The sequence below is a fragment of the Catenulispora sp. MAP12-49 genome (genome assembly GCF_041262705.1).
GTDB lineage: Bacteria > Actinomycetota > Actinomycetes > Streptomycetales > Catenulisporaceae > Catenulispora.
Genome location: NZ_JBGCCP010000002.1, coordinates 47,069 through 69,346 on the forward strand (window position 1 = coordinate 47,069; position 22,278 = coordinate 69,346).

Annotated in this window: 20 protein-coding genes; 12 read left to right on the forward strand and 8 right to left on the reverse strand. The window is 70.1% G+C overall.

The genetic code is table 11. From position 1 onward, the window contains the following. Window positions 1-20 precede the first annotated feature (20 nt). The 3 genes from ABIA35_RS04370 to ABIA35_RS04380 form a co-directional block, all read right to left on the reverse strand. A complete protein-coding gene (locus ABIA35_RS04370) occupies window positions 21-176 on the reverse strand; it encodes a hypothetical protein (RefSeq protein ID WP_370356741.1) in 156 nt (51 codons plus the stop codon). Window positions 177-369: 193 nt separating this feature from the next. After that, entirely contained in the window at window positions 370-2,088 is a 1,719-nt protein-coding gene (locus tag ABIA35_RS04375) for a condensation domain-containing protein (RefSeq protein WP_370356743.1), read from the reverse strand. 533 nt (window positions 2,089-2,621) lie between these two features. Continuing rightward, the gene (locus ABIA35_RS04380; protein WP_370356745.1) at window positions 2,622-2,987 is read right to left on the reverse strand and encodes a YciI family protein; all 366 of its coding nucleotides are present in this window, start codon (window positions 2,985-2,987) and stop codon (window positions 2,622-2,624) included. Between the two features lie 213 nt (window positions 2,988-3,200). Here ABIA35_RS04380 and ABIA35_RS04385 point away from each other — a divergent pair, with 213 nt between their 5' ends. Continuing rightward, a complete protein-coding gene (locus ABIA35_RS04385; protein ID WP_370356747.1) occupies window positions 3,201-5,300 on the forward strand; it encodes an NEW3 domain-containing protein in 2,100 nt (699 codons plus the stop codon). Window positions 5,301-5,347: 47 nt separating this feature from the next. Here ABIA35_RS04385 and ABIA35_RS04390 read toward each other — a convergent pair whose 3' ends face one another. The 5 genes from ABIA35_RS04390 to ABIA35_RS04410 form a co-directional block, all read right to left on the reverse strand. Then, window positions 5,348-7,582, reverse strand: a complete 2,235-nt coding sequence (locus ABIA35_RS04390; RefSeq protein WP_370356749.1) for a hypothetical protein — start codon at window positions 7,580-7,582, stop codon at window positions 5,348-5,350. A 130-nt stretch (window positions 7,583-7,712) separates the two neighbouring features. Next, a complete protein-coding gene (locus ABIA35_RS04395; protein ID WP_370356751.1) occupies window positions 7,713-9,026 on the reverse strand; it encodes a beta-propeller fold lactonase family protein in 1,314 nt (437 codons plus the stop codon). Between the two features lie 143 nt (window positions 9,027-9,169). Further along, window positions 9,170-9,598 carry a hypothetical protein gene (locus tag ABIA35_RS04400; RefSeq protein WP_370356753.1) on the reverse strand — a complete coding sequence of 143 codons (429 nt, stop codon included), beginning with the start codon at window positions 9,596-9,598 and terminating at the stop codon, window positions 9,170-9,172. Between the two features lie 40 nt (window positions 9,599-9,638). Continuing rightward, complete coding sequence (locus ABIA35_RS04405) at window positions 9,639-10,226, reverse strand: NTP transferase domain-containing protein (RefSeq protein WP_370356755.1); 588 nt, start codon at window positions 10,224-10,226, stop codon at window positions 9,639-9,641. A gap of 5 nt (window positions 10,227-10,231) precedes the next feature. Continuing rightward, window positions 10,232-11,803: a PucR family transcriptional regulator ligand-binding domain-containing protein gene (locus tag ABIA35_RS04410; protein WP_370356757.1), complete on the reverse strand. Its 1,572-nt coding sequence runs from the start codon at window positions 11,801-11,803 to the stop codon at window positions 10,232-10,234. Window positions 11,804-12,024: 221 nt separating this feature from the next. Here ABIA35_RS04410 and uraD point away from each other — a divergent pair, with 221 nt between their 5' ends. Genes uraD through ABIA35_RS04465 form a run of 11 tightly spaced genes read left to right on the forward strand, consistent with a single transcriptional unit; the run spans window position 12,025 to window position 22,269 of the window. Further along, entirely contained in the window at window positions 12,025-12,564 is a 540-nt protein-coding gene (gene uraD / locus ABIA35_RS04415) for a 2-oxo-4-hydroxy-4-carboxy-5-ureidoimidazoline decarboxylase (protein ID WP_370356759.1), read from the forward strand. Beyond that, a complete protein-coding gene (gene uraH / locus ABIA35_RS04420; RefSeq protein WP_370356761.1) occupies window positions 12,561-12,890 on the forward strand; it encodes a hydroxyisourate hydrolase in 330 nt (109 codons plus the stop codon). Before uraD ends, uraH begins: the two co-directional genes overlap by 4 nt. A 3-nt stretch (window positions 12,891-12,893) precedes the next feature. Then, window positions 12,894-13,757 carry a factor-independent urate hydroxylase gene (gene pucL / locus ABIA35_RS04425; RefSeq protein ID WP_370356763.1) on the forward strand — a complete coding sequence of 288 codons (864 nt, stop codon included), beginning with the start codon at window positions 12,894-12,896 and terminating at the stop codon, window positions 13,755-13,757. 18 nt (window positions 13,758-13,775) lie between these two features. Then, window positions 13,776-14,648, forward strand: coding sequence for a xanthine dehydrogenase family protein subunit M (locus ABIA35_RS04430; RefSeq protein WP_370356765.1), 873 nt, complete (start codon window positions 13,776-13,778; stop codon window positions 14,646-14,648). After that, window positions 14,645-15,145, forward strand: coding sequence for a (2Fe-2S)-binding protein (locus ABIA35_RS04435; protein ID WP_370356767.1), 501 nt, complete (start codon window positions 14,645-14,647; stop codon window positions 15,143-15,145). Before ABIA35_RS04430 ends, ABIA35_RS04435 begins: the two co-directional genes overlap by 4 nt. Then, entirely contained in the window at window positions 15,142-16,515 is a 1,374-nt protein-coding gene (locus ABIA35_RS04440; protein WP_370356769.1) for an 8-oxoguanine deaminase, read from the forward strand. Before ABIA35_RS04435 ends, ABIA35_RS04440 begins: the two co-directional genes overlap by 4 nt. Then, complete coding sequence (gene pucD / locus ABIA35_RS04445; RefSeq protein WP_370356771.1) at window positions 16,515-18,854, forward strand: xanthine dehydrogenase subunit D; 2,340 nt, start codon at window positions 16,515-16,517, stop codon at window positions 18,852-18,854. The genes ABIA35_RS04440 and pucD overlap by 1 nt, the downstream gene beginning before the upstream one ends. Further along, complete coding sequence (locus ABIA35_RS04450; protein ID WP_370356773.1) at window positions 18,847-20,085, forward strand: XdhC family protein; 1,239 nt, start codon at window positions 18,847-18,849, stop codon at window positions 20,083-20,085. The genes pucD and ABIA35_RS04450 overlap by 8 nt, the downstream gene beginning before the upstream one ends. Then, window positions 20,082-20,471 carry a gamma-glutamylcyclotransferase gene (locus ABIA35_RS04455; RefSeq protein ID WP_370356775.1) on the forward strand — a complete coding sequence of 130 codons (390 nt, stop codon included), beginning with the start codon at window positions 20,082-20,084 and terminating at the stop codon, window positions 20,469-20,471. The genes ABIA35_RS04450 and ABIA35_RS04455 overlap by 4 nt, the downstream gene beginning before the upstream one ends. After that, complete coding sequence (locus ABIA35_RS04460; RefSeq protein ID WP_370356777.1) at window positions 20,468-21,304, forward strand: hydroxypyruvate isomerase family protein; 837 nt, start codon at window positions 20,468-20,470, stop codon at window positions 21,302-21,304. The genes ABIA35_RS04455 and ABIA35_RS04460 overlap by 4 nt, the downstream gene beginning before the upstream one ends. Continuing rightward, window positions 21,301-22,269, forward strand: a complete 969-nt coding sequence (locus ABIA35_RS04465; RefSeq protein WP_370356779.1) for a 2-hydroxy-3-oxopropionate reductase — start codon at window positions 21,301-21,303, stop codon at window positions 22,267-22,269. The genes ABIA35_RS04460 and ABIA35_RS04465 overlap by 4 nt, the downstream gene beginning before the upstream one ends. The last annotated feature ends 9 nt before the right edge of the window (window positions 22,270-22,278 follow it).

The window sequence follows — 22,278 nt, forward strand, 5'->3', positions numbered from 1 at the left end:
AGTTCATCGACCGCCCGTGGTCACGGCCGAGGGCTGATGGTCAGTCCCGTCTCGGCGAGGCAGCCGTCCACGAGTTCGGGCCGGTACTGGATCCGTTTGAGTGCGAAGCGGACCGTGGCGGCCACTTCGTCGAGGTCGACCGGGACCAGGTTGGCCGGCGGGCCTGGCTTGATCAACGAACGGTCGGAGCCTCGCGGGAATGGGACAGGCATCCAGGTCGGGTCTTCGCTGCGCCGGAGTTGCCGCCAGTGGATCAAGGGAGGCTTGAGCGGAGCCGCAGGGCCTACGAGCTCGCGCAGCGAAGGTTTCCTTGATCAGGGCGTTGGATGCTGCGCGGCGGCGTGGGCGACATTGTTGTACGTGCTCTGATCATTGCTCGTCTCGGTGTGCCTCGGCTTCCTGCGTGGTCGATGAATGGTCTGCGAAAGCCTCGTGGAGTCCGGGGCGGCCGTCGCCTTCGGCGATGACCGGCTGGCCTCGCCATGCGGCGAGATCGTCCAGGTCCTCTGGTGCGGTGGCGCAGATGACGTAGCGCGTGGGTGTCATGGCTGTGGGGCGCCACCGGAGCCCGGCCAGGCTGGCCAGGTGTGCCGAGCGCGGGGTCAGGTCGGGTTCGGCGAGGTAGCCGACCAGTTCGTTGCCGTCCAGGAACGCCCGGCCGGCCGAACCCAGTAGTTCGTTGACCGCGGTCTGCTGCACCTGGCAGCCGTCGATCTGCCACCATTGGCCGCTGCGCGTGGCCGGGGGTTCGGGCTGGGTAAGGGCTGTGTCGCCTGCGGCGGCGGCGATCAGCAGTTGCTCGATCTCGCGCAGCAGCTGCTCCATGGTGTCCGCGGTGAAGAACTGCCCGTTCGCGTTGACGGCGAGTTCGAGTTCGCCGCAGGCTCGCAGCACCTGGAAGAACAGCAGTACCGGCAACTGCGACTCGGCCGGTCCGCGGCTGACCCGGGTCGCCGGCCGGGCCTGGTCGACCAGTTCCAGCGGGGCCGGTTCGTTGTTCGCCCGGCCCTGTTCGACGGTGGCCGCGACGTCGTTGAAGACCCAGTCGCGGGTGAAGCCGATGCCGCGCCGGTCGAAGGTCTCGTCGATCACCGGCCATACCGCCTTGGCGTCGAACTGGCTGTGCTTGAGCGCGGTCAGCTGGGCGGATCGGGCTTGTTCCACGAGCGCGTCGAAGGCCGAGACGGTCAGGTCCAAGCTGATCAAGGCGTCCTGCGCGAGTGCGCCGACGTATCTGCTCAGCGTGCTGCTGAACCGGTTGGCGCTCAGGGAGGCGAGCAGAGTCGATTGCTCCCCTGTGTACCGGCCCAGTACGGCGGCCACCGCCGCCAGCAGGACGCTGGAGTGTCCGACCTTGGTACGGTCCACGATCCGGGTGATGGCCAGGGCCGCGGCCGGCGAGGTGATCCGCAGCTGCTGCGACTCGCCGGGCTCGACCAGCGGCGGCACGGCCAGCCGCAGCGGGCCCCGCGCCAGCCGGGAGCGCCAATACCGCACCGAGTTCTGACTGCGCCGCAGGCCGGCGGGGCTCAGCTCGATCCGCGCCTGGTCCAGTGGTTGCAGGCCCGGGTCTGGCAGGTCATCGGGGCTCTTGCCGCCGACCAGGTCGGTCAGCTCCTCGGTCAGGATCACGCCGCTGCCCACATCGATGGCCATGTGGGTGATGACCATGACGATTGTGGTCTGTGGCTCGTCGTGTGCTCCGCGCTGGGTGATGATCGCGGCCCGAACCGGCAGTTCAGCGGTGAGCTCGAAGGGCTTGGCGGACATCTGCCGAGCCAGCTTGGCCGGGAACTGCGTGTCACCGTCGAGGTTCTCGTGCACTTCCACGATCATGTCTCCGGCTTCGCGGACGACTTGGATCGCTTCACCGGACTGGCGCAGATAGTTGGTCCGCAGCGAGTCGTGCCGCCCGATCACGACGCCGATCGCCGCCGCGACCCGCTCGACGGGCACGCTCCCGTCCACCGGATGGATGACCGGGATCACCGCCGACCATTCGTTCGAGTCCTGGCTCACCCAGCTGAGCACGTTGGCCTGCCCGAAGGTCAGTGGGCCGGGCTCCCGGCGGCGGCCGCGGTATGCCACGCACACCTGTACACCTGACGACATCGGAGCCATGTGCCGGTCCTTCCTGGCGGATCGTGAAACGTGGACTTGGGTCGGCACCGGAGCATGCGATGCCGACGTCACCCCCTCGACTGCGGCCTCGGCACGGGTCATGAAGCGCGAGGACCGCGGCGTCGGGTGGCGATCACACGGTCCCAAGGGGGAAGGGAGAGACAGGCCATTGCGATCGGCCCGCTTGTTCGCGGTTCGAACGCCTCGGAGCTCGCTCGCGAACTCTCGGGAAGGAGTCTGACGCAGTGCCGTGGGTCATGGCAAGAGATGCAGGACTTTCCCGCAACGTCACACGTCAGAGCGACGGTGACCCTCTCGGCGGTCCGGATGCCGCCGGAGAGGCCGACTCCCGCCGATCTGGCTGCATGACCTCCGGCACGGCGCGGTTTGTTGATGGTGGCGGCGCGCGTCGCGTGATGTCGTGTACTGACAGGTCGCGTACGACATGCATCGCCCGGTGAACGGCCGGCCCGCCGGGACGATGGATGTCAGCCGCCCGGCTATGCGGCGGGCTGGTCCGTACGCTTGATGAAGCCGCCGCTGTGCACCGGCCGGACCTCGACGCCGCCGCCGTCGCGAACGGCAGGGTTGGTACGCGCGATCGCAATAGCCGCGTCCAGGTCCGGTGCCTCGATCACGTAAAAGCCGGCGATCGCCTCCTTGGCCTCCTGGAACGGGCCATCGGTGATGCCACTGCCGCGAATCGATGTCGCCATGTCCCTCGGCATCAGCGCGTACGCCATGACCATGGAGCCGCTGTCCGTCAACTCATCCGCATGCTGGTCGCATTCCTCGAGATCCTCCGCCGTCGCTGTCGGCGAATGAGGTGCGTCGGTGACGTAGATCAGCACAGCGAACTCGGCCATGACGGATCTCCCTTCAAATTCGGTAGTTCCGACCATCTGTCCCTACCCGGACAGGTCGACCGTCAGCCTGAAGCCGCGGCTGCCTTTCCCAATCTCACACGGTTCCTTGACAGTGCTATGTCACATGACTAGCTTGCGTTCCGATGTGTTGAACACTGCTTGGACCTGGGTGGAATTGTCAGAACACGAGCGTTCGTGTGACGAGGAGACGACATGCCCCAAGTACGCAGCATCCTGCTGGCCGCGGCCTTGATAGCCGCGCCCCTGACCTGGGTCGGCAGCACTGCGCCGCCGGCAGCGGCGCTGTCGAACGGCCTGGCGCTGACCCCGCCGATGGGCTGGAACGACTGGAACGCCTTCGGTTGCGACGTCAGCGCGCAGCTGGTGGAGCAGACCGCCGACAAACTGCTCGCCTCCGGTCTGGCCGCTGACGGCTACCAGTACGTCAACATCGACGACTGCTGGATGGCGCCGAGCCGGGACTCCGCGGGGAACCTGGTCCCGGACCCGGTGAAGTTCCCCGACGGCATCAAGGCGGTCGCCGACTACGTCCACTCCAAGGGACTCAAGCTCGGTATCTACGAGACCGCCGGTACCAACACGTGCGCCGGGTTCCCCGGCAGCCTCGGTCACGAGACTCAGGATGCGAACACCTTCGCGTCGTGGGGCGTCGACTACCTCAAGTACGACAACTGCAACAACCAAGGGGTCCCCTCGCAGCAGCGCTACCAGGCGATGGGCTCGGCGCTGGCCGCGACCGGTCGGCCGATGGTCTACAGCCTGTGCAGTTGGGGCACCGAGGATGTGGCGTCCTGGGGCGGCTCCGTCGGCAACCTGTGGCGGACCACCGGCGACATCAGTGCCGACTACGGCAGCATGCTGGGCAACTTCCACACCAATGTGGCGCTGGCCGGCGGAGCCGGGCCGGGTGCCTGGAACGACCCGGACATGCTCGAAGTCGGCAACGGCATGAGCTCGGTGGAGGACCAGACCGAGTTCACGTTGTGGGCCGAGATGGCCGCGCCGCTGATCTCCGGGACCGACCTGCGCACGGCCAGCGCCGACACGCTGCGTATCCTGGGCAACCGGCAGGTCATCGCGGTCGACCAGGACAAGCTGGGCCGGCAGGGGACTGAGATCAGCAGCTCCGGGGGACTGGACGTGCTGGCCAAGCCGTTGTCCGACGGCAGCGTCTCGGTGGTGCTGTTCAACGAGAACGCCGCGCCGGCCACCATCTCCACGACGGCGGCAGCCGCCGGTGTCCCGGCTGCTTCGGGCGACGGTTACGCGCTGCAGGACCTGTGGACCGGCCGGACCACGGCCAGCGGCGGCGTCATCAGCGCCGTCGTGCCCGGCCACGCGGCGGTGATGTACAAGGTGGCGCCGGCCAAGCGGCGGCTGCCGCCGAGTACCACCCTGCTCACTACGCTGCCGAGCCTGGGCGCCGGCCAGTCCGGGACGGTGTACTCATACCTCACTGACAACGGTGTCGCGGCGATCAGCGACGTCACGCTCGGCCTGCACCTGCCGACCGGCTGGACCGCCAAGCCGCTGACCGCCACGCACTTCGGCAAGGTCGCTCCCGGGCACATGGCGATCTCCGCCTTCCGCCTGACCGCGTCGGCGACCCTGACCGAGCCCATCGAGACCGCCGAGATCGACGGCACCGAGACCGACCACTGGAGCGGCGGGTCCGAGACGTCGACCGCGCCGGGCTCACTGCGCCTGGTCAACCCGCCGCAGGCCCCGTACAAGGCGTTCACCAGCACCACGGCGCAGATGGGCCAGCTGGGGAACTCGGTGTCGATCATCGGCGCCGGATCCGACACCTGGGGCTCCACCGACGAGTACAGCTCGGTCTACCTCCCCGGTGCCGAGCACGACGGCTCCACCACCGTCGTCGAGGTCACCGCGCAGGCCGCCACCAGCGTCTGGGCCAAGGCCGGGATCATGGTCCGCGACGACATCACCGGCGCCGGCACCTCACCGGGCTACCTTATCCTGGCCGTCACGCCCGGCAAGGGCTACGTCCTGCAGTGGGACAGCACCGGCAGCGGCCAGCTCGACAGCAACAGCTCGGCGTCGAACTCCGGGCTCGGCACCGCCGCCTACCCGTCCTGGCTCAAGCTCGTCCGCTCCGGCTCGGTCTTCACCGGCTACTACTCCACCGACGACGTCACCTGGACCGAGGTCGGTACCGCGACCGTGCCCGGCACCCACGCCACGCAGGACGTCGGCACGTTCATGACAGCGCACAACGAAGGCTCGGGGGACAGCGGGGAGGTCGACTTCAAGGGGTTCGCCACCTCGTAGGCGATGCGGGACCCGGGCGTGGCGGTCCTCGGCCGCCGCGCCCGGCGCTATTTGCGTCTACCGCGCGGCACGTAGGCCCACGTCTGCTGTGCCACGGCCACCGCGATCGCGATGACGATCACCACCGCGACGATGAGGATCGTGATCGTCCGGTGCCATTGATATCCGGATTCCAGAAGCTGGGCCAGCCCGGATATCCCCATGGCCGCTATCACGGCGGTGACCAGTGCCAGCCTCCGCGCCTGGCTCTCCCTCTCCATCGCCGCCAGCTCGCGCGCCAGCTGTTTCAGGGCTTCATCGAGCTGTCCGTGGGAAAGGAATTCCATGTCGTGATGAATGTGTTCCACCTTCCGCGGGTAGCCTGACATTTCCAACAGTCCGCGCAATATGTTGGCGGTCAGCGGAGAGGCGACGAGAGACGCCGAGGAAAGCGCCGCCTCGGTCGCATGCAGGCGGACGCTGAAAGCCTCGATCTGCATCCTCTCGTCGGTCATGTCGTGAGAGAGCTTCTTGGTGGCCGTACGGTTATCGCGACGTCTCTGCCTGGGCTTTACTTGTTCGGAGGCGCTTTTGTCCCGCGGCTCCTCGATCTCCCACCAATTCCGCTCGAAGCCGTCGGTTCTGTTATGGTGGTCGAACAATTCGCTGGACCAGGCCTCCAGCAAGCCGTCCAGCGAGGCGACGAATTCTGTCGCGGCGATCCAGGTGCCGATGGCGAAGTTCGACTGACCCAATGCGATGACCGATGTCGTGTTGCAGGTTCTCACGACCCATTCTCCCAGTGCCCCCTCCATACTCCCCGAAGTATCCGGAAGGTTGGCATACCTGATCCACTCCGCCATGGATCCTATGAGGCTGGGGATCGGGTTCGTCAGCAACTCGATCCCGACGGCGGTCCTCAAGTCGGCCCTTTTCAGGGTCTCGCGGCGGTCGGCGGCCCTGTGCGCAGACGCGACCCCGCGGGTCGTCGAGGCGGCTTCCACGCTCATGATCACGTGGTAAAGGGCGGGTCGGCAGATCACGGTTTCCGGGTCGTAGCCGAGCTTCGCCCCGAGGTCGTTCGCCAGGCTGTAAGCGAGGGCTGACAGGCGGGGCCATGTTTGCCCGTTCTGGCTGTTCGCGTCCGCGAATCCGACGAGCAACCTGCCAGACTCCGGTGCGGCGCGGATCAGCATTTGGTAGAGGTCCGGCGGGTAGACTTCGCTGAGTTCGGCTTCGAGTCGGACGTAGTGGTTTCCGAAGCTGGAGACGACGATACGGGCGTCGAGCTCTTCCAGCTTCCTGCCGCTCGGGGCGGCCGATGTCCAGACCGAGACGGCCGGCAGCTTGATGAGGCAGCCGGTGTAGCGATCTGCCGTACCGCTACTTGCCCAGATGTCATTGAGGTCAAGCTCGGACTGGCTTCCCTCCGCATTCGCCAGTGTCAATTCCGGGAGAGATCCTATGTCGGCGACAGTGGCTGATGGATCCGTACATTTGAACCCGAACGGGTATATATACACCAGCTTTCCCCTGTTGATGCGCAGCCAGCGGTCAGCCCTCCGCCCCAGCAATTCGGTGAGACTGAACCTGCCGGCCCGCAGTTCGGTGGCCATGACGGGATCCATGTCCGGATGCTTCTCCATCTCGCCCAGATTGGAGATGGCCGCCTCCAGGTATCCGTCGGTATCTCCGTTATAACAGCTTACAAGCGCTCGCGTCGCTGAAGCGAGGGACGAATAGCACGTGAGGTACGGAATCGCCTTGGCGCGTATGAGGTCCCGTACGTTCCCCCCGAAATCACTGGGAACCTCATCCACGGTTTCCATCGCTCGTTGAGCTTCCTCGGCTGCCCGGTCGCAAGCCTCGGCGCGCTCCATGAGCAGGCCACTCACCAGGGAGTCTTCGGCCAGAATCTGGGCATCGAGACTTTCCAGCAGGGCGAGAGCCGCTTGTGTGGCTCTGGCGTCGTCACCGTTTCCGGTGTAGAGATCGGTATTCTCCCACAAGCAATCCTGAGCGCCGTGCAACGTATCCCACAGCGGCTCGAAGATATACGACACCTCCCATGCCTCTTCCACCTGCTCGAGGACGAGAAGTAAGAGTCGGGCCGTCCCGCCGGGGTGATGAGCGACGCGGGGGAGCTGCTTGGAGATGCGTTCCAGAGCCTCCTTTCGCCGTGGCGGGGTGTCTCTGGGATCCCCGGTCCCCTTGGCCGTCAGTGGAATTTGGGCGTCCCATCGCGGCAAACTGCTGATCTTGCCGACCTCGACTGCCTGCGACAGCCATTGTTCCTGACGCATACTTCCAGCCTCGTCCTGATGGCGGCGGAAGGCGACTCGGCGTTCTGGGCACAGATGTTGAAGAAATGCCTGGGTGGACAAAAAGCCGGTGAGCGGCGACCCGCTGCTCACCGGCTTGCCGCATCAGCCCCTACAACAGCGCCGTGTCCCCATGCGCGCACGACGGCAGGTAGTACGTGCTCCCGGCGAACGTCGCCTGGTACCCGCCGAGCAGTACCCCGACCGAGTCCAGCAGCCCCGGTACCGTGTTGCACGCGGCGTGGCCCTTGCTGTCTGTCGTCGCGCTGCACAGGAACTCGCCGCTGTCGTCCTTGAAGGTGATCTTCTGGCCGGCCACCGGGGCTCCGTTGCTGGTCAGCGTCGCGTTCAGGTTCGCCTCGCCGAGGGGGAGCAGGGTCAGTACCGCTGTGCCGGCGGTCAGCTTCGTCGGGAGGGGCTTGATCACCGACACTGCCAGGTACACCGGGTTCGTGCCGACGCCGATCGTGGCGGTCAGGGCGTCGGTGGCCAGGTTCACCGCTGAGACGCTGGCTGCGCCGAAGTCGGCGACGTAGGCGGCGCCGCCGGTGGGGGCCACGGCCAGGGCGATGCCGTGGGGTGCGGCGCCGACGCTGAAGGTGGAGGTCATTGTCTCGGTCGCGGTGGTGATCACCGAGACGGTGCCGGAGCCGGCGTCGGTGACGTAGACGGTCGTGCCGTCCGGGGTCACGGCGGCGCTGTGTGGGTTGGCGCCGACCTGGATGGTTGTGGAGACGGTCTCGGTCGCGGTGTCGATCACTGAGACCTGGCCGCTGCCGTAGTCGGGGACGTAGACGTGCGAGCCGTCGGGGGAGACCGTCAGGCCCACCGGGGTCTGGCCGACCGGGACTGTGGCCACGACGGTGTTCGTGGCCGCGTCGATGACCGTGACCGAGGAGCCGCCGGTGTCGGCCGCGTACACCCGCGAGCCGTCCGGGGAGACGGCCAGGCCCTCGGTGCCGGGGCCGGCGGCGATGGTCGCCAGGACCGCGTCGGAGGTGGTGTCGATGACCGAGACGGTGCCGGTGATGTCGTCGCCGACGTACAGCCGGGTGCCGTCGGGGGACAGGGCTGCGGATTGGGGTTGGCGGCCGACCGGGATGGTGGCCACGACCGCCGGGCCGGATGCGGCCTGGGTGTCGATGACCGACACCGCGTTCGCGCCGGAGTCGGTGACGTAGACCCGGTGTCCGTCGGCGGAGGCGGCGATGCCGGTGGGTGCGGTGCCGACCGGGACGGTGGCGACCACGGTCTGGCTCGCGGTGTCGATGACCGAGACCGAGTTCGAGGCCGCGTTCGCGACGTAGACGTACGTGCCAGGCGGCAGGGGTGCGCCAGCTGCTCGCGTGGGGCTCGCGGTCAAGGCCGGCACGGCCAGCAGACTGATGGCGAGCGCGGCGCCGGCACGGCGGGGGTGGGGGGTCACGCGGGCTCCTTCGGGTGGGCGGGGTGGGCTGAGCGTAGGCGCGAGGTGACTCAACGCTCTGTTTTATCGCGGCCAGGGCCCGGATTCGAGAGGTAATGCGCCAGCGCAGGGAAAGCCCTGCGCCGACTTCCGCAAGAAGTCCGCTACTCCTCGACGCCGCGCACCCGCGTCAGCGCCAGCACGCTCCCGGCCAGCCCGATGAGGATCACCGCGATCGCCACGCTCACCCCGCCGGCGCCGGTCCAGTACACGTCCTTCAGCTCGATCAGCAGTGCCGCCTCGTCCACGACGAGCGCCAGCCCGATCCCGAAGAACAGCCCCATCCACGCGTGCCACTGTGGCGACCGCTCGACCACCCCGGCGGCCCCCACGCATATCAGGATCAGGATTCCCCACAGATAGTGGTGGATGTGCACGCCCCCGGCCGTGACGTTCCCGAATCCGCGCACGTGCACATGGATGGCCCAGGTCAGCAGTCGCAGCCCGCCGAACATGGCGGTGAACGACCACCAGGCGAGCACCAGTCCGCGGCGGGTGGGGTGCACGTCCTTCAGGGTTCTGATGTGCGCCATCGGCGTCCTTTGGTCCGTTAGCCCGTAAGGTGTTCAACGCTCAGTCAAGCAGCATCAAGTCCTCGGGTACATCGATGTCGGCCGGCGATCCCTCGCAGGGCACGGCCAGTACCTCGTGCCGTGCCAGAAAGTCCCGCGCGCCCCGGTCGCCCACGGCCGCCGCCGACGCCTCGGGCCAGTGCCGCGCGGCGATGAGCACCGGATGCCCGCGCCGGCCCTGGTACGTCGCGGTGGCGACCTCCGCGCCGGAGGCGAAGGCCGCGATGACCGCGCCGACCGCCTCGGCCGTGACGAAAGGCTGATCCACCAACAGGATCACGGCCGTATCGCAGGAGCTGGGCAGTGCCGCCAACCCCGCGCGCAAGGACGAGCCCATTCCTGTCGTCCAGTCCTGATTCACCACCACGATGCACCCGGTCAAATCAGCCTGCTGTTGTACCTCGGCCGCCCCGGCGCCGAGCACCACGACCACCGAGCGGCAGCCGCCGGCGCGCGCCGTGCGAACCGCGCGTTCGATGAGCAGTTCGCCGCCGTGAGTCAGCAACGCCTTCGGACGTCCGCCCAGTCGCTGCCCGCCGCCGGCCGCCAGGATCACCGCGGCGATGTGTGCTTCCGTGTGTGTCTCCATGCGCGTTACCGCAGTCGAAGCGCCAGGAACAGATCCACCTGCGTCTCCAGATCGGCCAGGCTGCGCCCGGTCAGCTCCTCGATGCGCGCGATCCGATATCGCAGAGTATTGACATGGACGTGCATCTGCTCGGCGCAGCGTGTCCAGGACGTCGAGCACGCCAGAAAGGCCTCCAGCGTGGCCTCCAGATCCGAGCGGTGCAGCGCGTCGTAGGCTCGCAAAGGCCCGAGAAGCCGGTCCCGGTAGGCCAGTCGCACGTCCTCCGGCAGCCCCGACAGCAGCAGCACGTGCGAGGCCAGTTCCTCGTGCCCGATGACGCTCACCTGGTCGCTGCGGGCACGACCGATCCGCAGCGCGTGCCGGGCCTCCTCGACGGTGGCCCGCAAGCCTGTCGCGCGTCGGCTGCCCACGCCGATCGCCAGCCGTTCCCGGCCCAGCCCGCCGGTCATGCCGGCCAGAAGGGTGCGCAGCTGGCCGGCCACGTCCGGCGGCGGGTTCGGGACCAGGGCGACGGCGTGGTCGTCGAACTCGGCGACCGGGACGTCGTGGTCGGCGCTCGCGTGCGCGGCGCTCGTATGCTCAGCCGTCTCGGGCGCGTGGTGCGGCGGCGCCCCCTCGGTCGCGTCGTCCAACAGCGCCCGCAGTATCGCCCCGGACTGGCCCGCCGGACCGGCCAGCGCCACCGCCTGCACCTCGGTCTCCGCTCCGGCGCCGACCAGGTCGGCGCGGGCCGCTATCTCGGCGGCGCCGCCGTCCTCGGCGACCAGGCGCACCAGTTCGGCGCCGAGCTGGCGCAGGGGTTCGCGGCGGGCGGCCAGCCGTTCGCGCTCGATCGCCAGGACGGCCGCGGCTTTGGAGGCCAGGGCCTGGCGGCGGGGGTCCCAGCGTTCGTAGTCGCCGTCGAAGACCAGGTACCAGTCGGTCAGCGGGGAGCCGGAGCTGATCGCGAACGCCGAGCGGCGGCGGATGCGGGCCGGGAGCTGCCCGGCGCGCAGTGCTTCGCGCACCGTCGCCTCGGCTTCGGCCGGGGGCATGGGTTCGTGCGAGGCGGCGACCGGGCGGCCGGCGGGGGTGAGGACCCAGCAGGGCATGCCGAGGTCCTGGGCCAGCAGATCCAGGATCGGCGCGAGCGCGGTGCCGGCTGCCGAGGCCGAGGCCAGGCGGCCGTGGCGCTCCAGGACCGAGCCGATGTCCGCGGCCCGCTCGGCGGACAGCTGCCGGGCCAGGTGCTCGGTGAGGGTGGCGAAGGCCAGCTCGGTCGGGACCCGGAACAGGGGAGTGCGGTGGGCCCGGCAGGCGCGGATCAGATCGCGCGGGATCGGTGCCCCGGAGGCGTCGCCGGCTGCGACGGCTGCGGCCCCGGCCTCGGCGACGGCCCGGGCGAAGCGCTCGGAGTCGCGTGGCTCGCGCCGCCAGATCAGGCCGGTGAGCACCAGCTCGCCGCCGTTGAGGTAGCGGCCGGGATCCAGCAGGTCGGTGGTCGCCACCCAGCTGATCTCGCGCTCGAGCAGGGCGTCGGTGCCGGCGAGCAGTTCCAGGCCGGGCATCGGGGTGTCCAGCAGCTGGCGCAGTCGCATGGTCCCCTCCCGGCTGGGGCGGTCGTTGATCGAAAAAGAGGCTACCTCCGCTTCGCGCAGCCTAGGAACGGTTTCTGTCCGGCGTCTTTGGAGGATCGTCCGAAACCCGGGCCGCTGCCGGAGGGTCCCTTCATGGTTTCGGACCGTGGCCGGACCGGGGGCGGCGGCGGTTCACTCACCGTCGTACCCCGAACCCCTCATAGCTCGGAAAGGAGCCGCTGATGCCGGACGATGCCCGCCGCGAGGCGGTGGCCGCGCTCAACGGCTGGTCCGAGGACCAGGCCAGGCAGGAGCTGACGGCTTGCTGCGCCAGCGGACGCTGGGTGGCCGCGATGGCCGGCGGCCGGCCCTACGGCGGCTGGAGCGAGCTGGCCGCGGCCTCGGCCGCCGCGATCAAGGCCCTCCGGTGGTCCGACGTGCTGGAGGCGCTGGACGCCCACCCGCGCATCGGCGACCGCGCGGCGGGGGAGTCGCGGGAGGCGAAGTGGTCGCGCGCCGAGCAATCCGCGGCGGCCTCGGCGGATGCCGCGGTGCTCGGCGCGCTGGCTCGGGCCAACGGGGAGTACGAGCGCCGGTTCGGCCACGTCTTCCTGATCTGCGCCTCGGGGCGCCCGGCCGAGCAGATCCTGGCCGAGGCCCGGCGGCGCCTGGACAACGAGGCGGTGGCCGAGCAACAGGAGGTCCGCACCGAGCTCGCCGGCATCGCGCTGTTGCGGCTGGAGCGGCTGGAGCGGCTCGGACAGGTCGGGGTCGGCGCATGAGCCTGTCCACCCACGTCCTGGACGCCGTCGCCGGCCGCCCGGCCGCAGGCGTCCCGGTCCGCCTCGACGTGGCCCGCCCCGACGGCTGGCTCCCGGTGGCGCGCGAGCGCACCGACGCCGACGGCCGCATCCGCTTCGCCGCCGACCTGTTGGGCGGTCCGCACCGCCTGGTCTTCGACACGGCCGCCTATTTCGAGGCCGCCGGCGTCAAGGACTTCTTCTACCCCGAGGTCGCGATCGCCTTCGTGGTGACCGACCCGGACGCGCACCACCACGTCCCGCTGCTGCTCAGCCCGTTCGCCTACTCGACCTACCGAGGGAGCTAGCCGATGTCGATCGTCCTCGGGGACAACCGTTACGGCAAAGCCGAGAACCGGATCGTCCGGATCACCAAGGAGGGCCCGGTCCACCGGATCAAGGACCTGACCGTCTCCGTCGCCCTGTCCGGCGACCTGGACGCGACCCACCTGACCGGTGACAACTCCGGCGTCCTGCCGACCGACACCATGAAGAACACCTGCTTCGCCTTCGCGCAGCGGCACGGCGCGGTCGAGATCGAGGAGTACGCGCTGCTGCTGGCGCGGCACTTCGTCGACTCCCAGCCGAGCATCACCCACGCCCGCGTCGAGGTCGACGAACACGCCTGGGACCGCATCGGCGAGGGCCCGCACTCTTTCGCCCGCACCGGCGGCGGCACCCGGACCTGCACCGTCCACTACGACGGCACCGGCGTCTGGGTGGTGTCCGGCCTGAAGGACCTGACCGTGCTGAACTCCACCGACTCGGAGTTCCGGGGCTACGTCAAGGACGAGTACACGACGCTGGCCGAGGCCCGCGACCGCATCCTGGCCACCGAGATCCGCGCGCAGTGGCGGCATTCCGGCGAGTCCGGCGACTGGGGCAAATCCTACGAGCGCGCCAGGAACGCCCTGCTGGAGGCGTTCGTACGAACGCACAGCCGCTCGCTCCAGCAGACCCTGTTCGAGATGGGCACCCGGGTCCTGGAAGAGAGCCCGGAGCTGTGCGAGGTACGGCTGACGCTGCCGAACAAGCACCACTTCCTCTACGACACGGCGCAGTTCGGCCTGGACAACCCGAACGAGACGTTCATCGCCGCCGACCGGCCCTACGGCCTGATCGAGGGCGGCGTCCACCGCGACGACGCCCCCGACGCCGGCCCGGCCTGGACCTGAGAGCACCGGAGCACACCCGTGGACTTCCTACGCCCCGCCACCTGGGCCGAGGCGCTCGCCGTACGCGCCGGCCGGCCCGACGCGGTCCCGATCGCCGGCGGCACCGACGTCATGGTCGAGCTGAACTTCGACCGGCACCGGCCCGGCGCCCTGATCGACCTGAACCGGATCCCGGCGCTGCACCAGTGGAGCCGCGAGCCCGACGGCAACGTCCGGCTCGGCGCGAGCGTCCCCTACACGCACATCATCGACGAGCTCGGCGCGGTCCTGCCGGGCCTGGCCATGGCCGCGCGCACCGTCGGCTCGCCGCAGATCCGCAACCGCGGCGGCGTCGGCGGCAACCTCGGCGCGGCCTCCCCGGCCGGTGACACCCACCCGGTGCTGGTCGCCACCGACGCGGTCATCGAGGTGGAGTCCGCGGCGCGGGGCGTGCGCACGATCCCGGCGACCGAGTTCTACCTCGGCGTCAAGCGCAACGCCCTGGCCCCGGACGAGCTGATCAAGGCGGTGCTGCTGGCCCCGAAGAAGGGCCCGCAGCAGTTCTCGAAGATCGGCACCCGCAACGCGATGGTCATCGCCGTGTGCTCCTTCGCCGTGGCGCTCGACGCCACCGGGCGCAAGGTCGGCTCCGGCATCGGCTCGGCCGCCCCGACCCCGCGCCGGGCGTTCGAGGCCGAGCTGTTCGCGGCCGACGCGCTGCCGTGGGAGGACCGCAGCGCGCTGGATCCGGGTGTCGCGAAGCGGTTCGGCCAGCTGGTCTCCGCCGCCGCCGCGCCGATCGACGACGTCCGCGGCACCGCCGCCTACCGGCGGCACGCGCTGTCGGTGATGGCCCGCCGCACCCTGACCTGGGCCTGGAGCGAGTACCAGAGCAGCAAGGAACTGATATGAGAGTGACCTTCACCGTGAACGGCCGGCGCGCCGAGGCCGACGACGTCTGGGAGGGCGAGAGCCTGCTGTACGTCCTGCGCGAGCGGGTCGGCCTGCCGGGTTCGAAGAACGCCTGTGAGCAGGGTGAATGCGGGTCCTGCACGGTCTACCTCGACGGCGTCCCGGTCTGCTCCTGCCTGGTGGCCGCGGGCCAGGTGCAGGACCGCGAGGTGCGCACCGTCGAAGGGCTCGCCGACGGCGACCGGCTGGACCCGGTCCAGGCCTGCTTCATCAAGGCCGGCGCCGTCCAGTGCGGCTTCTGCACGCCCGGCCTGCTGGTCCAGGCGCACGCGCTCATCGAGCGCAACCCCGCCCCCTCCGACCCGGAGATCCGGGAGGCGTTGGCCGGGAACCTGTGCCGCTGCACGGGCTACGAGAAGATCCTAGACGCAGTCCGAGAGGCGGCCGCCATCGAGCGCGGCAGGGCGCGGGCAAACACAGAGGCCGGTGTGGCATGAGCACGCTCGTCGTCCAGAACGCCGCGATCGCCACGGTCGACGCCGCCGGGACCGAATACGAGGCCGGACACGTCGTCGTCGAGAGCGGCCGGATCACCGCCGTCGGACCGGGCCCGGCCCCGCGGGTCGAGGGCACTGCCGGCGCGCGCGTAGTCGACGGCACCGGCTGCCTGGTCACCCCGGGCCTGGTCAACACCCACCACCACCTCTACCAGTGGATCACCCGCGGGCTGGCCCAGGACGCGGCGCTGTTCGGCTGGCTGGTCGAGCTGTACCCGATCTGGGCGCGCCTGACCGAGGACACCCTGGGCGCGGCGGCCCGCGGCGGCCTGGCCTGGCTGGCCAAGACCGGCTGCACCACCTCGGCCGACCACCACTACGTCTTCCCGCGAGGCGGCGGCGATTTGCTCGGCGCGGAGATCGAGGCGGCGCGCCAGATCGGGCTGCGGTTCCAGCCCACGCGCGGCTCGATGGACCGCGGCGTCTCCGACGGCGGGCTGCCGCCGGACGAGGTGGTCGAGCGCCTCGACGACATCCTGGCCGCCAGTCAGGACGCGATCACCCGGTACCACGACCCGTCGTTCGACTCGATGCTGCGCATCGGCCTGGCGCCGTGCTCGCCGTTCTCGGTGAGCTCGGACCTGATGGTGCAAAGCGCCTCCCTGGCCCGCGAGCACGGCGTCCGGCTGCACACGCACCTGGCCGAGACGCTCGACGAGGAGAGCTTCTGCCTGGCCACCCACGGCTGCACCCCGGCCGAATACGCCGACAAGCTCGGCTGGCTCGGCCCGGACGTGTGGCTGGCGCACTGTGTGCACCTGTCGGACTCGGCGATCCGCCGCTTCGCCGACACCGGCACCGGCACCGCACACTGCGCCTCCTCCAACGCCCGCCTGGGCTCCGGCCACGCCCGGATCAAGGACCTGCTGGCCGCCGGCGCGCCCGTCGGCCTCGGCGTGGACGGCGCGGCCTCGCAGGAGTCGGGGATGCTCGTGGAGGAGCTGCGGCAGTCCATGTACATCTCCCGGCTGCGCGCCCTGTCCTCCGACCCGGCCGAGTCCCTGAACGCCCGTGCCGCGCTGCGCCTGGGGACCACCGGCGGCGCGCAGGTGCTGGGCCGCGAGGCCGAGATCGGCTCGCTGGAGGTCGGCAAGCTCGGCGACCTCGCGCTGTGGGATCTGAACGGCCTCGGCCACGCCGACATCGCCGATCCGGTCGCCGCCCTGGTCTTCGGCCCGCCGGCGCCGCTGAAGCTGCTCGCGGTCGGCGGCAGCCCGGTGGTCCGGGACGGGGTGCTGCTCACCGCCGACGAGGACGCGCTGGCGCGCGCCTGCCGGACCGCTGCTCGTACGTTGATGGAGGTGTCCTGATGCCCACGCGTGCCCCGGATCGCGCACCGCGCGAGTTGAACCAGTCCGCGACCAGCGGCGGCGTCGGCGACTCTCCGACGCGGCCGGATGGACCGTTGAAGGTCAAGGGCGAGTTCGCCTACTCCTCCGACTTGTTCATGGACGACATGGTCTGGGGTGCGACGCTGCGCAGCCCGCATCCCAGGGCCGTGATCCGCTCGATCTCCTTCGGGGAGGCCCTGAACCTGCCGGGGGTCGACGCGGTCCTGACCCACGAGGACGTCCCCGGCCACAAGCTCTACGGTCTGGACGTCCGTGACCAGCCGGTCCTGGCCATCGGCGAGGTCCGGCACCAGGGCGAGCCGGTGGCGCTGGTCGCGGCCGACCACCCGGAGACCGCGCGGCGGGCCCTGAAGCTGATCCAGGTCGACTACGAGGTGCTCGAACCGGTGGTCGACGCCCGTCGGGCCCTGTTCGACCCGGAGAGCCCGCGCGTCCACCCGGACGGCAACCTCGTGCGGCACCAGCCGGTCCGGGTCGGTGCCGACGTCGACGATCCGGCGGTGCGCGCCCGGTGCGCCGTCGTCGTCTCCGGCGAATACGAGGTCGGCATTCAGGATCAGGCGTTCCTTGGTCCCGAATCAGGGCTCGCGGTCCCGGCCGAGGACGGCGGCGTCGACCTCTACGTGGCCACCCAATGGATGCACAACGACCTTGCGCAGATCGCCCCCTGCCTGGGTCTGCCGGAGCAGAAGGTCCGGATGACCCTGTCCGGCGTCGGCGGAGCGTTCGGCGGACGCGAGGACCTGTCGATGCAGATCCACGCCGCGATGCTCGCGCTGCGCGTCGGCAAACCGGTGAAGATGGTCTACAACCGCGAAGAGTCGTTCTTCGGACACGTGCACCGGCATCCGGCGTCGATGAAGTACACCTACGGCGCCAGTGCCGAGGGCAGACTGGTGTTCGCCGACGTGGAGATCGTCCTGGACGGCGGCGGCTACACCTCGGCCACCTTGAACGTCGTCGGCAACGCCGCCTCGCTCGGGGTCGGGCCGTATGTCGTCCCGAACATCAGGATCGATTCCTACGGCGCCTACACCAACAACCCGCCGTGCGGCGCCATGCGCGGCTTCGGCGCGGTTCAGGCCTGCTTCGCCTACGAGTCGATGATGGACAAGCTGGGCGCCGCCCTCGGCCTGGACCCGGTCACCATCCGTCAGCGCAACGCCGTGACGCAGGGGGACACGCTCGCCACCGGCCAGGTCGTGGAGGCACCGGCGCCGGTCGCCGAGATGCTGGAGACGCTCAGGGCGCTGCCGATGCCGGCCCCGGCCGACACCTCGGACCTGCGCAACCTGCCCGGTTCGACCGCCAACACCACGCATGGCGAAGGCGTGGTGCGCGGCGTTGGCTATGGCCTGGGCGTCAAGAACATCTGCTTCTCCGAGGACTTCGACGACTACTCCACCGCGCGCGTGCGCCTGGAACTGCTCGGCGGCACCGTCGGCGCCCTGGTGCACACCGCCGCCGCCGAGGTCGGGCAGGGCCTGGTCACGCTGGAGGCGCAGATCGCCCGCACCGAGCTGGGTGTCGAGCAAGTGGCCATCCACCCGGCCGACAACTCGGTCGGCAACGCCGGCTCCAGCTCCGCCTCCCGGCAGTCGTACATGACCGGCGGTGCGGTGAAGACCGCGTGCGAGGCGGTGCGCGCCGCGGTGTTCGCGCGGCTGGCGACGGACCACGGCCGGGACTACGACGACTTGTCGCTGGTCGGCGGCAAGATCGTGTCGCTGTCCGAGGGCGTGGTCGCCACGCTGGAGCAGGTGCTGGCGTCCGGCCCGATCGAGGAGACCCGCGAGTACCACCACCACCCGACGCAGCGCATGGACCCGTTCACCGGCCAGGGGAACTCGCATACGCAGCTCGCCTTCGCGGTGCACCGCGCGGTCGTCGATGTGGATGTGGAACTCGGGCTGATCAAGGTGGTCGCGCTGGACCTGGTCCAGGACGTCGGCAAGATCATGAACCGGCTGTCCCTGGAAGGCCAGCTGCACGGCGGCTCCGCCCAGGGCCTGGGCCTGGCGGTCATGGAGGAGATCCAGGTCCGCGACGGCAAGGTCCGCAACCCCTCCTTCACCGACTACCTGATCCCCACGATCCTCGACATGCCCCCGATGAAGATGGAGATCCTGGAGAACGCCGACCCCCGCGCCCCCTACGGCCTGCGCGGCGCCGGCGAACCCCCGACCCTGTCCTCCACCCCGGCGATCGCCGCCGCCATCCGCGACGCCACCGGCCTGGACCTGCGGCGCGTCCCGATCCGCCCAGAGGACCTGACGGAGGCGCTCGCCGATGCGTGACATCACACAGGACCTGCACACCTGGCACGCGGCCGGCAAAGCCTACGCGGTCGCCTCGGTGGTGGCGGTGAAGGGCAGCGCCCCGCGCGAACTTGGCGCGGCGCTGGCGGTGGACGCCGAGGGCACGGCAGTGGGGAGCGTTTCCGGCGGCTGCGTCGAGGCGGCGGTGTACGAGCTCTGCCGCGAGTCGCTGCAGCACGGGCGGCCGGTGCTGGAGACCTTCGGGTACAGCGACGACGACGCCTTCGCGGTCGGGCTGACCTGCGGCGGGGAGCTGGAGGTGTTCATCCAGCCCATCTTCCCAAAACAGGACCCCGCTGATTTCGCACCGAGCCGGATCACGGCGCCGGAGGCGGCGGTCGGTGTGGCGTTGGATGCCATGGTCGCGGGCGATCCGATCGCGTTGGCGCGGGTGATTGCCGGTCCGGCGGAGCTGATCGGTCGCTCGATGGCGATCCGTCCGCAGGCTCCTGAGATCCTCTGGGGGCCGCCCGGCGCTTCGATCGCTGTCGACGGCGATCCATGGTCCGCGACCGGTTCCATCGGCTCCGACCTCGATCGGGTGGTGGCCCGTCATGCCCGCGCGATGGTCGAGTCCGGCGCCACCGGCACCATTACCGTCGGTACTGAGGGCGAGGGTCAGGACTGCGGCGACGCGGTGACTGTCTTCATCGAGTCCTTCGTCACCGCGCCGCGCATGCTCGTCTTCGGCGCCATCGACTTCGCCGCCGCGCTGGTCCGCGTCGGGAAGTACCTGGGCTACCACGTCACGGTCTGCGACGCCCGGCCGGTGTTCGCCACCCGCCGTCGGTTCCCCGAGGCCGACGACGTTGTGGTCGCCTGGCCGCACCGCTACCTGGAGACCACCCGCGTTGACGCGCGCACGGTCGTCGCCGTGCTCACCCATGACGCCAAGTTCGACGTCCCGCTGCTGGTCAAGGCCCTGCGGCTGCCGATCGCCTACGTGGGGGCCATGGGCTCGCGGCGCACGTGTGCCCAGCGCGCCGAGCGGCTGCGCGAAGCAGGGCTCACCGACGCCGAGATCGCGAACCTGCACGCCCCGATCGGTCTCGACCTCGGCGCGCGCACCTCGGAGGAGACCGCGTTGTCCATCGCCGCCGAGATCGTCGCGGCCCGTCATGGCGGGACCGGCCGCAGCCTGGCCGACGTCGCCACCGCGATCCACCACACCACTCCCAGCCAATCCATCGAGAGCGGAGTCCCGGCATGACCCTGATGTTCCTCAACGGCGGCGCCATGCGTGGCGGCCCCCTGCACCACCTGCTGCGGGACGCCCCGCTCGTCGGCGTCGTACGCACCGCGCCGAAGTACCGCTTCTACTCCGTCGGCGACGCCTTCCCGGCCATCGAGGCCGTGGAGTCCGGCGGGGTCAGCGTCGTCGGCGAGCTCTACGACGTGCCCTGGGACGTCCTGGAACGCTCCCTGCTCCCGGCCGAGCCGGCCGAGCTCGAACTCGGCGTCATCGAGCTCGAAGACGGCGGCGGCACCCTGTCGATGGTCCGGCGCCGCACCTACACCGAACCCCACACCTACCGCGACATCTCCCACCACGCCGACTGGCGTGCGTACAAGGCCAGCCTGGAGGCAGCTTCGTGACGCTCCGCTTCGACATCAACCTCTCGATCCTGTTCACCGAACTGCCGCTGCTGGAACGTCCCGCCGCGGCGCGCGCCGCCGGGTTCACCGCCGCGGAGTTCTGGTGGCCGTTCGGGACCGAGGCGGTGCCCTCCGACAGGGATGTGGACGCGTTCGTCGGCGCGCTGGACGACGCCGGGGTCGCCCTGGTCGGGCTGAACTTCCTGGACGACCTGTCCGTCGGCGCGAAGGGTTTGGTCTCAGTGCCCGAACACGCCAAGCGCTTCCGCGACAGCATCGACGTCGCCGTCGGGATCGCCGAGCGGACCGGCTGCCGAAACCTGAATGCGTTGTACGGCAACAGGATCGAGGGCCGTGTCGACCTCCAGAACGACCTCCAGGACGACCTCGCGGTGGAGAACCTGGCGGCGGCCACCGCCGCCGCGTCCCGGATCGGGGCGACCGTCCTGCTCGAGGCGCTGAACGCGATCGAGTCCCCGGCGTACCCGATCACCTCCACCGCGGCGGCGCTGGCCGAGATCGACCGGGTCTCGGCCGCCACCGGTGCGACCAACCTGGCCTTCCTGTGCGACCTCTACCACCTGGCACGCATGGAGGAAGACCTGTTCGCGACGATCGCCGCGCACGCCGACCGCTTCGGCCACGTCCAGATCGCCGACATCCCGGCGCGCGGCGAACCCGACAGCGGCGCCCTGGACTTCACCGCCTTGTTCAAGGCCCTGAGCGAGGCCGGCTACACCGCTGAGTCGGGGCGCGGCTGGGTCGGGCTGGAGTACAAGCCGTCCACCGGCATCACCACCGACAGCTTCGAATGGATGGAATCCCTTTCATGAGCACGAGAATAGGCTTCATCGGCCTGGGGATCATGGGGTCCCCGATGGCCGCGAACCTGGTCGAGGCCGGGTTCGAGGTCGCCGGCTACGACCTGAACGCCCCGAACGTGGCCAAGCTCGAAGCGGCCGGCGGCACCGGCGCGGCCTCCATCGCCGAGGCGATCGACGGCGCCGACGTCGTCATCACGATGCTGCCCGCGCACCCGCACGTCGCCGCCGCCGTGCTGGGGGAGGGCGGCGTCTTCGAGTCCATCAAGCCCGGCACGCTGTTCATCGACTTCTCCACCATCCGCCCGGAGACCTCCGTCGAGGTCGCCAAGGCCGGCGCGGCGCGCGGCGTGCGCGTGCTGGACGCCCCGGTGTCCGGCGGCGAGAAGGGCGCGATCGACGGCGTCCTGTCCATCATGGTCGGCGGCGAGCCCGAGGTCTTCGCCGCGGCGCGCCCGGTGTTCGACGCGGTCGGCAAGGTCGCGGCGCTGTGCGGCCCGGCTGGGTCCGGACAGGTGGTCAAGGCCGCGAACCAGCTGGTGGTCGGCGGTACCTACGCGCTGGTCGCCGAGGCGATCGTGCTGATGGAGGCCGCCGGCGTGGACGCCGCGGCGGGCCTGGACATGCTCGCCGGGGGCCTGGCCGGCTCCCGGATCCTGGAGCTCAAGCGCGCGTCGATGCTGGCCCGCGACTTCAAGCCCGGGTTCCGCATCGACCTGCACCACAAGGACATGGGCATCGCCCTGGACGCCGCGCGGCAGGCCGAGGTGGCGCTGCCGATGACCAGCCTGGTCGCCACGCTGATCCAGGCCGCGCGCGCCCAGGGCCTGGGCGACCAGGACCACTCCGCGCTGCTGTCCGTGGCCGAGAACCTGTCCGGGAGCTCCGGCAGCTCCGGTACCTCCGGCAGTTCCGGCAGTTCCGGCAGCTCCGGTACCTCCGGCCGCTCCGGCCGTTCCGCACGAAAGGCGAACTGACCCCGATGA

Coding starts and splice junctions, on each gene's coding strand:
- pucD (WP_370356771.1), top strand. CDS start 16,515: ATGCCCACGCGTGCCCCGGATCGCGCACCGCGCGAGTTGAACCAGTCC.
- ABIA35_RS04455 (WP_370356775.1), top strand. CDS start 20,082: ATGACCCTGATGTTCCTCAACGGCGGCGCCATGCGTGGCGGCCCCCTG.
- ABIA35_RS04440 (WP_370356769.1), top strand. CDS start 15,142: ATGAGCACGCTCGTCGTCCAGAACGCCGCGATCGCCACGGTCGACGCC.
- ABIA35_RS04400 (WP_370356753.1), bottom strand. CDS start 9,598: ATGGCGCACATCAGAACCCTGAAGGACGTGCACCCCACCCGCCGCGGA.
- ABIA35_RS04385 (WP_370356747.1), top strand. CDS start 3,201: ATGCCCCAAGTACGCAGCATCCTGCTGGCCGCGGCCTTGATAGCCGCG.
- ABIA35_RS04450 (WP_370356773.1), top strand. CDS start 18,847: ATGCGTGACATCACACAGGACCTGCACACCTGGCACGCGGCCGGCAAA.
- ABIA35_RS04390 (WP_370356749.1), bottom strand. CDS start 7,582: ATGCGTCAGGAACAATGGCTGTCGCAGGCAGTCGAGGTCGGCAAGATC.
- uraD (WP_370356759.1), top strand. CDS start 12,025: ATGCCGGACGATGCCCGCCGCGAGGCGGTGGCCGCGCTCAACGGCTGG.
- ABIA35_RS04410 (WP_370356757.1), bottom strand. CDS start 11,803: ATGCGACTGCGCCAGCTGCTGGACACCCCGATGCCCGGCCTGGAACTG.
- ABIA35_RS04380 (WP_370356745.1), bottom strand. CDS start 2,987: ATGGCCGAGTTCGCTGTGCTGATCTACGTCACCGACGCACCTCATTCG.
- ABIA35_RS04435 (WP_370356767.1), top strand. CDS start 14,645: ATGAGAGTGACCTTCACCGTGAACGGCCGGCGCGCCGAGGCCGACGAC.
- uraH (WP_370356761.1), top strand. CDS start 12,561: ATGAGCCTGTCCACCCACGTCCTGGACGCCGTCGCCGGCCGCCCGGCC.
- ABIA35_RS04465 (WP_370356779.1), top strand. CDS start 21,301: ATGAGCACGAGAATAGGCTTCATCGGCCTGGGGATCATGGGGTCCCCG.
- ABIA35_RS04405 (WP_370356755.1), bottom strand. CDS start 10,226: ATGGAGACACACACGGAAGCACACATCGCCGCGGTGATCCTGGCGGCC.
- pucL (WP_370356763.1), top strand. CDS start 12,894: ATGTCGATCGTCCTCGGGGACAACCGTTACGGCAAAGCCGAGAACCGG.